Source organism: Eubacterium ramulus, assembly GCF_003122485.1.
Classification (GTDB): domain Bacteria; phylum Bacillota; class Clostridia; order Lachnospirales; family Lachnospiraceae; genus Eubacterium_I; species Eubacterium_I ramulus_A.
Map to the genome: position 1 here is coordinate 23,829 of NZ_JRFU01000049.1, position 11,075 is coordinate 34,903.

At 43.9% G+C, this 11,075-nt stretch carries 10 protein-coding genes; 4 read left to right on the forward strand and 6 right to left on the reverse strand.

What is annotated here, in order from left to right:
• Positions 1 to 14: 14 nt before the first annotated feature.
• The 5 genes from LG34_RS04610 to LG34_RS04635 all read right to left on the reverse strand — a co-directional run bounded on the left by LG34_RS04610 (position 15) and on the right by LG34_RS04635 (position 6,113).
• Entirely contained in the window at positions 15 to 962 is a 948-nt protein-coding gene (locus tag LG34_RS04610; RefSeq protein ID WP_005333375.1) for a hypothetical protein, read from the reverse strand.
• A gap of 83 nt (positions 963 to 1,045) precedes the next feature.
• The gene (gene recD2 / locus LG34_RS04615; RefSeq protein ID WP_109215052.1) at positions 1,046 to 3,283 is read right to left on the reverse strand and encodes an SF1B family DNA helicase RecD2; all 2,238 of its coding nucleotides are present in this window, start codon (positions 3,281 to 3,283) and stop codon (positions 1,046 to 1,048) included.
• 51 nt (positions 3,284 to 3,334) lie between these two features.
• The gene (locus LG34_RS04620; RefSeq protein WP_259320787.1) at positions 3,335 to 4,375 is read right to left on the reverse strand and encodes a YqaJ viral recombinase family protein; all 1,041 of its coding nucleotides are present in this window, start codon (positions 4,373 to 4,375) and stop codon (positions 3,335 to 3,337) included.
• Positions 4,376 to 4,386: 11 nt separating this feature from the next.
• The gene (locus LG34_RS04625) at positions 4,387 to 5,526 is read right to left on the reverse strand and encodes a transposase (RefSeq protein WP_109215053.1); all 1,140 of its coding nucleotides are present in this window, start codon (positions 5,524 to 5,526) and stop codon (positions 4,387 to 4,389) included.
• A gap of 398 nt (positions 5,527 to 5,924) precedes the next feature.
• Positions 5,925 to 6,113, reverse strand: a complete 189-nt coding sequence (locus LG34_RS04635) for a 2-ketoisovalerate ferredoxin oxidoreductase (RefSeq protein WP_425458801.1) — start codon at positions 6,111 to 6,113, stop codon at positions 5,925 to 5,927.
• A gap of 192 nt (positions 6,114 to 6,305) precedes the next feature.
• Here LG34_RS04635 and LG34_RS04640 point away from each other — a divergent pair, with 192 nt between their 5' ends.
• The 3 genes from LG34_RS04640 (at position 6,306) to LG34_RS04650 (ending at position 8,415) form a co-directional block, all read left to right on the forward strand.
• Entirely contained in the window at positions 6,306 to 6,623 is a 318-nt protein-coding gene (locus LG34_RS04640) for a helix-turn-helix domain-containing protein (RefSeq protein ID WP_005333350.1), read from the forward strand.
• A gap of 381 nt (positions 6,624 to 7,004) precedes the next feature.
• Positions 7,005 to 7,199: a DUF3173 domain-containing protein gene (locus tag LG34_RS04645; RefSeq protein ID WP_005333349.1), complete on the forward strand. Its 195-nt coding sequence runs from the start codon at positions 7,005 to 7,007 to the stop codon at positions 7,197 to 7,199.
• Between the two features lie 34 nt (positions 7,200 to 7,233).
• Positions 7,234 to 8,415 carry a tyrosine-type recombinase/integrase gene (locus tag LG34_RS04650; protein ID WP_005333347.1) on the forward strand — a complete coding sequence of 394 codons (1,182 nt, stop codon included), beginning with the start codon at positions 7,234 to 7,236 and terminating at the stop codon, positions 8,413 to 8,415.
• Positions 8,416 to 8,492: 77 nt separating this feature from the next.
• Here the strand turns inward: LG34_RS04650 and guaA are convergent, their stop codons facing one another.
• Positions 8,493 to 10,037: a glutamine-hydrolyzing GMP synthase gene (gene guaA, locus LG34_RS04655; RefSeq protein WP_109215054.1), complete on the reverse strand. Its 1,545-nt coding sequence runs from the start codon at positions 10,035 to 10,037 to the stop codon at positions 8,493 to 8,495.
• 457 nt (positions 10,038 to 10,494) lie between these two features.
• On the opposite strand from guaA, the gene LG34_RS04660 reads away from it, so the two are divergent.
• A complete protein-coding gene (locus LG34_RS04660) occupies positions 10,495 to 11,025 on the forward strand; it encodes a nitroreductase family protein (protein ID WP_109215055.1) in 531 nt (176 codons plus the stop codon).
• Positions 11,026 to 11,075: the final 50 nt, after the last annotated feature.

The window sequence follows — 11,075 nt, forward strand, 5'->3', positions numbered from 1 at the left end:
TGCGGGGTTCTTCCTTAACCAGCCATCGGCATTGCTTTTTGTAAAATTACCTTTGCTGCCGCCGGAACCAGATTGTTCGGTCCGGAATATTGCTCGGCAAACCACTGGATCGTTGACGGGCTTTCAACTGCCACCTGTCCCATGGTCTTTCCGCCGTATTTTCCCTTTCCCGGAATCACAGTCCCGACTGCCATTTCATAGTTCATGTGTTTCATCAGTTCTTCTACCGGAAGGGACGTATCCAGATTCTGTAATGCTCCCTGCAGCATCTGTCCGGTCTTTGGCGGCGTAGAGGCAGCCGGAGCGGAACCGTAGCCAGGCATTTGTCCACTGCCATGGTAAATGGTGCTTCCCGCCGCCTGTGCCTGCTGATAGAACTGATTCATCATCTGCTGGCCTGCATATTCCGGCTGACCTGGCATCTCTCCATAAGTTGGCATAGGGGCATTTGGCATGACACCCGAATCCGGCATGGCTGCATTTTCCATGGCACCTGAATCCGGCATCTGTGGATTCTGATATGGAATTCCGGCATCTACCTGTGCAGGATCATTTTCCTCTCCCACATCCGCAAACTGCACACCATATCCGGCATCCGATAATGCCCTTCCTACGGCTGCTGTTTCTGCCATTTCCAGAAATTTGTCTCCAAACTTCGGGTCATCGCTCCGGAATTTCTGCGAAAAGGAATTGGCTACATAATTGTCTTCCTGATCACATTTATCCAGATAGATACGTGCTTCCACAACTGCCATGTTCTCTGTGAAAGTGATAATCCGGCTGATGATCTTTCCTGCCGGATTGACCAGACGAAACCATAGCTTCCGGTATTTCACATCCAGATAAAGCTGCTCCTCCTGCCCTTCTTCTCCAATCTTTCTTGCCAGTTCCATCGGATGGAAGCCATCCACACGGTTCAAAGCGGCAACTGCCTCTGATTTCTTATACAATAATTCTTTCATTCTCTGCTCCTTTCATTTAGAAAAGCAGACGTTCCCCTATATAAGAGTAATAGTCCGCTTATTTCAAAAATTGAAAAATATTTTTAAACAACAAGTTTTAACTGCTCCATTTCCGGTTTCTGTTCACTCTGATACTGATCGTAATACTGTACGATCCGCTCACTCAGAATGGTGTTCCTTGTCCCGCTGTCATCCGTATGGATTGCCTGACAGACTGCAGCCCATTCCCCTACCAGATAAACCTTGCTTTTCGCTCTGGTCACTCCGGTATAGAGAATATTGCGCTTCAGCATCATATAAAAGGCTTTTACCCAAGGGATGATGACAACCGGACATTCGGAACCCTGTGCCTTATGGATGGTTGTTGCGTTAGCATGTTCGATCATTTCCATCTGGTCAGCTTCATATTGCACCTGCCGCCCATCCGGGAATCCGATCACTGCCCTGGCATTTCCATCCTCATCCGTGATACAGTCCAGTATCCTGCCCAGATCGCCGTTACTCGCCATCTCGGTATTTTTATTCTGTAAAATCTTATCGCCAACCCGGAACACCTGACTGCCGATATGCAGTTCCTTCTTCCCTGCGATTGGCGGATTTACAAAATCCTCCAGAGATTTGTTCAATTCATCCACTCCGGCAGCACTGCGTTTCCGATACGGAGTCAGGATCTGTACCTGATCCATGCCGTTTTTTGCAATCTCGTCCAGATAAATCCTCCGGACAATCTCTGCCGCTTCATCTGCTCCTTTACAGGCAATGAACTGAAAATCCTCCCCAAAGCTCAGATTAGTCTTATTCTCCTGCATCAGTTTTGCATTATAAGGTATGCTGCTCAAAGCGCCCTGCCGGTAAACCAGATCCAGTACCGTGACCGGAATCAGCCCGCAGGCAATCAGTTGCCGGAACACATCCCCGGCTCCTACGGATGGAAGCTGGTTCTTATCCCCGACTAAAAGGACTCTGGCATGTCTGCTAACCCGCCGGAAAAATTCATAGGCAAGATGCATGTCCACCATGGACACCTCATCTACATTTAGAAATCCGGCAGACAGGTACTCAAAATCCGGTTCAAAATCCGTATCATCTCCCAAAAGCCCCAGGGCCAGATGCATCGTGGATGCATTTTCACAGCCGGTACTCTCCACCATACGTCTTGCCGCACGTCCGGTCGGAGCCATAAGCTGTACCTCTGACCTGCATAACGCCTGATGGATATAGAGAATCACCTTGAGAACCGTTGTCTTTCCGGTTCCGGGACCTCCGGTAATAATACTGATGGGATGTGCAAACACCATCCGCACTGCCTGTTTCTGTGTTTCTGACAGCGTGATCCCCAGTGTCTTCTGTGCCTTTTCCAGCTCCGGTTCAATGGACAGCAAAACCGGCTTCTCCAAAAGCCGTCTGGCTATCATGGAAGCGGTCTGTGTTTCTTCTTCATACTGCCGGATAGAATAGATCCGTTCTTCCTCCACAACAATGCTTTTTTGCAGCACCAGCCGGTAAAGCACCTGACTGACATCCTGCTCCGATACTGCCATGACCTGCAGATCCCGGTTCAGTATTTCCAGTGCTTCCCTGATAACCTCCTGACGCTGCTTAAACAGATGTCCTTCTTTCATTGCCTGATTCATGATATGTCCGATGCACCCGGATATCCGCATGGGATCATTGAGTGCACAGCAGCACTGTCTTCCGATCGCATCCACAGTCAGAAACCCGAAGCCTTTGACTGCACTCAGCATGTAAGGGCGGTGCCGGATAATATCCACCGATTCATTTCCGAATTTCTTCAGAATCATATTCACTTTTTTGGGTGTTACCTTAAAAGGCGCCAGAAACGTCATCAGTTCCCGGAACACCTGGTTTTTTCCATAGGACTCCACAATAGCAGCCAGCTTCTTCTCGGAAATTCCACGGATCTTCAAGAGTTCCTGCGGGTTGTTTTCCATGATTTCCAGTGTCTGAAGCCCAAACTTCCGGAAAATAGTATCTGCCATCTTGGGACCGATACCTTTGATTGCACCGGAAGAAAGGTATCCTAAGATACCCTCCTTTGTCCGTGGTACAACCTCCATGAAATTTTCCACCTGATACTGAGTTCCATGCTCTCCGCTCTCCCATCTGCCTTCCATCTCAAGCTCAATCTCGTCTGTAAGCGGAAGACCGAATCCAATCGCTGAGAAGCCGATGATATTCCGGGATGCCAGATATTTGCCTCTGGCTGACAGGGGGACAGACGTATCCTGTGTGGTGAATATGGCAATCGTATACCCATTCTCCTCATTCTGGAAAATCTTATGTTTAAATCTGCACCTCATTGTTTATATCCCTCCAGCTTTTTATCCGCATCCGTTCATTTGGTTTTCTCATTACGCCGCCTCCTTCTTAATTCGGAAAGTACGGCTCTCCGTTGTTTTTGTATATTCCTCATAGATATCCGGATGCTGGTTTTTCAGCTTCTCCATCTGGTCTTTCCCAACCGAAGTACGTCTGGTCGGATTATAGGTAATACGGTAACGGTTCGTACCGTCCTCCAGCACTGCCTTGCAGCCCTGCCCCAGCTGTTCCACAAAAGGAACACTGATTGCCCGCTGTTCTGCTTCGATTTCCTTTTTCCGTTTTTCCAACTGTGACTTTTCCTCCGAAAGGGTAAGATACTTCTCAAGATTTTTTGATTCCAGACCGGAAAGCACAATTTCCGGAATAGATTTGTCTGCAAAACCACCATAATTACGGATATTTGCCAGAACCAGATCGGAATTCCCGTTATGCGGCGGTACTACATTTTTCAATACATGTTCCTGCCAGAAATACGTTTCCTGATCAATGATGTCTTCTTCCTCAATCAGATCACGCTCAATGGTGCGATACACAAACTCATTCTCGTTATTTCCATACAGGCATGCGATAAAGGCTTTCTGCATATTCATCACAGACAGATAATGCCTTACCTGCAGCACATAATGAGCTGGAATACCCTCATCAGCCCACTTATCTTTCGCATTATAATTGCAGGTTTTACATTCCAGAATCGCAAATGTCCCATCCGGCATACGAACAAAAAAATCCACATCTGCAAGCATGAACGGATATAATGGATGCCGGAACATGACACGTACCGGAAATACTTCCAGTCCGGTCTTTTTGGAAAAGATTTCTGCCACCAGATCTTCCAGCCGGTGTCCGACTTCCTTGGCAACCCAGTTGCTTTCCTCTTCCTCCTGAATGACCGGCTGCACACCTGTTTTGTTGTAAAACAGATCCCGGATAGTGGCAAATGGAGAGATCCCCATGATTGCCGCTACATCACTGCCGCCGATTCCTTTTTTGCGGTATTCCAACCAGTCTTCTCTTGACAGGTTACTGATATCCACAACCTTTTCCGGTGTATACTCTGCTTTGTTATTCATTCCAATTCCTCCTAACATTTGACTGCTCCATAAACGTCATATTTTTTCCAGTCTTTTATAAGCGCCTTCGTAATATCCTCCTCCAGCTTCAGGATGCCCTGTCCGGACATTCCTTCACAGGCTGCAAAAAAGGAGGCTTCATTCATGGCATAATAAAGATCATGTGCCGTACAGGCACCTTCCCCGTTCTGGGATACAAATAGCTCCACCACCTCATTCCGGATCTTCTGTTTAATGCCAAGTTCCTTCATCAGCAGCTTCAGGCAGTTCACCGGATTACGGATCTCAATGTCCATAAGCTGAGTAAGATTCTTCATCGCATCCACATAGCGGGCGCATACCTGCTCCAGATTTTTCCGGAAGTCCAGAATCGTTGCCCCTTTATCGTGAGCCAGCTTGATTGGACTTCCCAGACTGATAACGCCGTTTGGTCCGTCTGTCAAAAGCATCGGATACAGATTTGCACCGCTCGCTGCCACGTCAGATGTGGTAAAACGAAGTGCCGGTGACAGGATCTTCTCATCCATTCCGTGTGCATCCAGTGCTTTTCGGTAAGTATCCAGAAGTTCCTGACTTCCTCCGAGCTTCCACATGGCAGATACAATGGAATGGTCATAGATACCAGAGCCCTCCATGTAAACACTGCCTTTGAAATTCAGATTCAGATATTCGCAGGTTGTCTCAAACATGGCTTTCATATCAAGGATGCAATAATCATGTTTATCCCCGCCATGTACTGCGGAAACCTTTCCGTCCGCAATCTTAATCAGGGCATCCCCTTTTGCAACCCGCAGGCAGTAATTGACTACCTTCGCATATGTTGCCTTATCCAGCTTGCGAAGCCCGTCTCCATTGACACCTGCGCGGCTTAAAATGGTGCGGATGGCACAGTCACGTACCGGATAGGATTCTCCTCTCATTTTCAGTACAAGCTGCGTATTCTTCTCTGTATCCTCCAAAATTTCTTCCATGGATGCATCTGCCGCATCCAGATTTTGAGCCTCCTTTTCCAGTGGTGCCAGCCGTAACGTATTCGTTGGCTTTCTGATCCATTTGGCACTTCTTCCTCTCTCTGCCAGAAACTCCAGCAGATCTTTTACTTCTGCAAAGGATCTCTCAAATCCATCTGCATACACTCTTGCTTCATTCATGTTCTTATTCCACCTTTCTTAAAATAATATTTATCCATCAACAGCCGAAGCTGGTTGTGGCATGCAACTATGCCGAAACCTAAATGTAAGCACAAAAAAAGAATGAAAAGAGAGTCTTTTCTCTGTTCATTCTTAAAAGTCTGGTTTCTTCCTGAAAAAACAAAAGTGCCACGCAGCCAAAAAAGGCATACCGTGACACTCACTACAAACATAAACTACTTATGCCAGGAATCAGCTCCTGCTGTTTCCTGTAAGTTTGGAGATTCTTATGAATCCCGAAACTCCCCAAAAAGGGTGTGCATAAAATAAACTATATCAGTATACTAGCACAAGATATTCCTCATGTCAATTCAGGCTTATACTATATATGGTGTTTATATTTGTTCAAAATACTACATCTATTTTTCTACTACGAATTCAATCTTCTCTTTCAGATACTCCCGGCAGCCAAACCGAACCGTTCCACACTGCTTTGACTCCTCTTTCGCCTTTTCATTACAGCAGTCCAAGTAGGGACAATCGTTACATTGATTCCGCAGTGCTTCCTTCGCCCATTCAATTTCCTGCTCATTTCCTATAATCCGCACAGACATCCACTTCCTTTGCTATCATCATACCCCAAAATCCATTTTCTATCATCCATAATTTCTTTTTTTGTATCATTTTAGTAAATTACGGTTATATTACGGAATAATCACTATATTTCAAATATATCTCTATTTTATTCCGTAATTTGCTGTAAGTAAATAGTTTAAAATGTGGAAGAGAGGTGTAAATGTATGGATAAAAACTTTATTGGAGAACGCATCAGCGAACTGCGTTTAAAGAAAAATGTATCTGAATATCAGATGAGTCTGGATCTTGGCAAAAATAAAAGCTACATCCAGTCCCTCACTTCCGGACGTTCTCTGCCTACCATGCAGAGCTTTCTGGATATCTGTGACTATCTGGAAGTCACTCCTCAACAGTTCTTCGATTCAGAGCTGCACAATCTTCCTCTGATTGACAAAGCAACTGATCTGATGAAACAACTCGATGACGAGGATATGCTTGCGCTCATTTCCATGCTGAATCGTCTGGCTCTAAAACGCAAATAGATTTCCGTGGCTGCCAAATCAAGGCAGCTTTTATTTTTATCATTTTTTCTTAAAATTTTTCAATCTTAAAGAAAAGCCCCCTATTCCTTAATTGAATGGGTAATATATCCATTCGCCGTACCTTGAAAACAAAAGAAATCTTTCGGGAGATTGATATAGGTGACTGCAGATAGTTTGCATCTTCGCACGCCTGCAGCTTAATAGTTACAAAGTAACACCGTTTTACGTGGCCGGAACGGGCATAGGAACTGGCTTCTGAAAGAATAACATAGACTTTTGGGATTTTAGCTTATAGCGCTTTTATTAGAGAACTTTTACTCAAAATTTGATATAATAATAGACAGGTATCAAGTTGATTCCCTGTCTGTGGAAAGGAGATTCATGATAACTGTAACAAAAAGGGATTTGATTGAATTAGGCTACGGTCCTTCCTTTGCTGCTGATATTATCAAAAAAGCAAAGGAACTTATGGTAGAAAAGGGGCATACCTATTATCAATCCAGAAAATTAGACAGGGTTCCAAAAGAAGCCGTTGAAGAATTATTAGGGATTACTTTGCCCGATAAGCAAGAATGATCGTGCTTTTTGCATTTTAGTAAGGAGTGAAATCATGGCAAAAGATCCAATTAAAAAAGCAGAAAACGGCACTTATTATTTTCGAGCCAATCTCGGATATCATCCTGTAACCGGAAAACAGATTCAAAAATACCGCAGCGGATTCTCAACAAAAAAAGAAGCCCGTGCCGAGTATTCCAAATTGATTCTTGCATCAACGGAAGAATTAGCTGATAAGAAGGAAGACATTACCTTCAAAAAGTTTATTGAAGAAATCTATCTTCCGTGGTACAAAACTCAGGTGAAAGAAAGTACCTACAAGAATCGTTACTCGACCATTCAAAAACACTTTGCCTATTTCTACAAGAAGAAAGTGTCCGAAATAGAAGCGATAAATGTACAGACCTGGCAGCTCAAGTTGGCAAAACAATTCAGTCCAAACTATGTACGCATTGTTCAGGGAATGTTATGTTTAGCTTTTGACCGGGCGATTATCCTCGGACTTGCAAAGAAGAATCCTGCCCGCATGATCGGCAATATCAAATCTAAAAAAGTAAAGATCGACTTCTGGACTTTGGAGGAGTTTCAGAAGGTAATATCCCTGCTGTACAAAGGTGACTACTACGAGCACTATCTCTTCATCTCGTTCTGGCTTTTATTTATGACTGGAATGCGTATTGGAGAGGCTGCCGCCTTACAGTGGGATGATATTGATTTTGAAACAGGTATGCTGATTATTAGTAAAACACTGTACTATAAAACAATGAATGACTACAAATTCGTTGAACCTAAGACGCAGGCAAGCAACCGTACCATTTATATTGATGCTGATACCATCAAGGAATTACAAGAATGGAAGGCGGTTCAGGCAAAGGTTTTACCAAATTGTGGATTCGTCCTGAGTTATAACAGTACACCCACCAGCAAAACAACACTTCCAAGAGCATTGGAGAAATTGGCAAATTTAGCTGGTGTTCACAGAATCAAAATTCATGCCCTGAGACATTCGCATGCTTCCCTGCTTATCAGCATGGGCGAAAATCCACTGCTGATTAAAGAGCGTCTTGGACATGAAAAAATACAGACGACACTAGGAACTTATGGTCATCTGTATCCAAACACCAATATTGAGATTGCAAAGAAGCTGACCGGGGTTCTCAGCTACCAGTCAGCTTCTCAAAGTATTGCTAATTATACCAGTAATCAGCATACTGCAATGTATCACAAAGAAATATAAAAATGCAATGATAATGCAATTTCAAACACCCAAAGCCGCAAAGCCCCGTGGTTACGGGCTTTGTAGCCCAGCGTCAACTATTCAAACTCAATCGTTCCAGGTGGTTTACTCGTCAAATCATAGAATACACGATTTACACCCTTCACCTCATTAATAATTCTGCTCATCACCTTATTTAGAACCTCATAAGGAATCTCTGCAGCTTCTGCCGTCATAAAGTCAATCGTCTTTACAGCACGAAGTGCAACGGCATAATCATAAGTTCTCTCATCACCCATAACACCAACAGAACGCATATTTGTCAGTGCTGCGAAGTACTGGTTGATATCCTGATCCAGTCCGGCTTTTGCAATCTCTTCTCTGTAAATTGCATCTGCATCCTGAACGATACGAACCTTATCTTCGGTAACTTCGCCGATGATACGGATACCAAGTCCCGGTCCCGGGAACGGCTGACGGAATACCAGTCTCTCCGGAATTCCAAGCTCCAGTCCGGCTTTACGAACCTCGTCTTTGAACAGGTCACGCAACGGCTCAATGATTTCTTTGAAATCTACATACTCAGGAAGTCCACCTACATTGTGGTGAGATTTGATAACTGCAGACTCACCGCCCAGACCACTCTCTACAACGTCTGGATAAATAGTTCCCTGTGCCAGGAAATCAACGGCACCGATTTTCTTTGCTTCCTCTTCGAAAATACGGATGAACTCTTCACCGATAATTTTACGTTTTGCTTCCGGCTCTGTTACTCCAGCAAGTTTGTCATAATATCTCTGCTGTGCATTAACGCGAATGAAGTTCAGATCAAACTGTCCTTCCGGTCCGAATACAGCTTCTACCTCATCACCTTCATCTTTACGAAGCAGACCGTGATCTACGAATACACAAGTCAGCTGTTTTCCGATTGCTCTGGAGAGAAGTCCTGCTGCAACAGAAGAATCTACACCACCGGATAATGCAAGAAGTACACGTCCATCACCTACTTTTGCACGGATATCTTTGATGGTGTTTTCTACAAATGCATCCATCTTCCAGTCACCGGCACATCCACATACTTCATATACAAAGTTAGAAAGCATTGTCTTACCTTCTACTGTGTGAAGTACTTCCGGATGGAACTGAATTGCATACAATTTTTTCTCCTCATATTCTGCTGCTGCCACCGGACAGTCTGCAGTGTGAGCAGTAATCGTAAATCCCGGAGCTGTTTTTGAAATATAATCAAAATGACTCATCCAGCAGATAGTGGATGGAGATACGTTGTGGAATAATTTGGAACTGTTCTCCACAAATACCTCTGTTTTACCATACTCACGCACCTCGGCGCGCTCTACTTTTCCGCCTAAAATATGCTGCATCAGCTGTGCACCATAGCAAAGACCAAGTACCGGGATTCCAAGTTCAAACAGCTCTTTTGTATAAGTCGGTGAATCCGCTTCGTAGCAGCTGTTCGGTCCTCCGGTCAGAATGATTCCCTTTGGATTCATAGCTTTGATCTTTTCGATATCAGTCTTATAGGAATAAATCTCGCAGTACACGTTGCACTCACGGACACGTCGTGCCACAAGCTGGTTGTACTGACCGCCGAAATCAATCACTATGACAGTTTCTCTGTTCATTGGATCGTTTCCTCCTTCGCAATAAATTATTTACATGTGATATTGATATTCATCATGGCTGATTTCATTTTTTATATATGATTCTATATAATTATATATAAAAAAATTTTTGCCATACATCGACAAAAACGCTTCGCCATTTCATTCTATTATATATTACTCCCACGCCACTTTACAAGAGGGAAAACGAAAAAATACATTCTCCCACAAAAGCTCTATATATAAGCCATACAATAATTGTTACGCCTGTCGTATGATATCCTTATCGTTAAAATCCACATTTCTATATTTCAGACTTAATGCCATACTGATATACGCTCCGATGAATCAAAAAAACATTGAATCCTTATTTTTTCATAGTATAATAATAGATAGAAAAAACTAATTTTACGGTCAAACTGCATTTTTCATAACAGAATCAATGCAGTAAATTTTGTTACAGGAGGATGATACTACTATGGAAACATTAAAAACTATGACTTGTCGTAAATCAGTCAGAAGCTACAAAAACACATTATCAGATGCAGATTTACAGAAAATCCTACTGTCTGCACAGGCAGCACCGATCGGAATGGGAAAATATGATACCATGCATATGACTGTTATCCGCAATGCTGAATTATTACAGGAATTAGACCGCAACGGTGCTGATTTTTTTGGTGATCCTTCCACAAAACCACTTTATGGCGCTCCTTGCCTCGTAGTAATTTCCACACCGATTGAAAATCCGGCAATGGGTAACGTACAGTACTCCAACGCTGCTATGATGGCTGAGCATATGTGCCTGATGGCTACTGATCTTGGAATCGGAAGCTGCAATATCTGGGGCGCAATCGCTGCATTAAATGCCAAACCGGAACTGGTTGCAAAACTTGGTCTTCCGGAAGGACATGTTCCATGCTGTGCTGTAACACTTGGCGATACCGATGACACTTTCCCGGAGCGTGAGATTCCAGCTGATCGTATTGCAGTATCTTACATCGATTAATCAAAATTCAAGAATGCTCCGGCATTCTTGTTGCGAGGTGCGCGTCATGC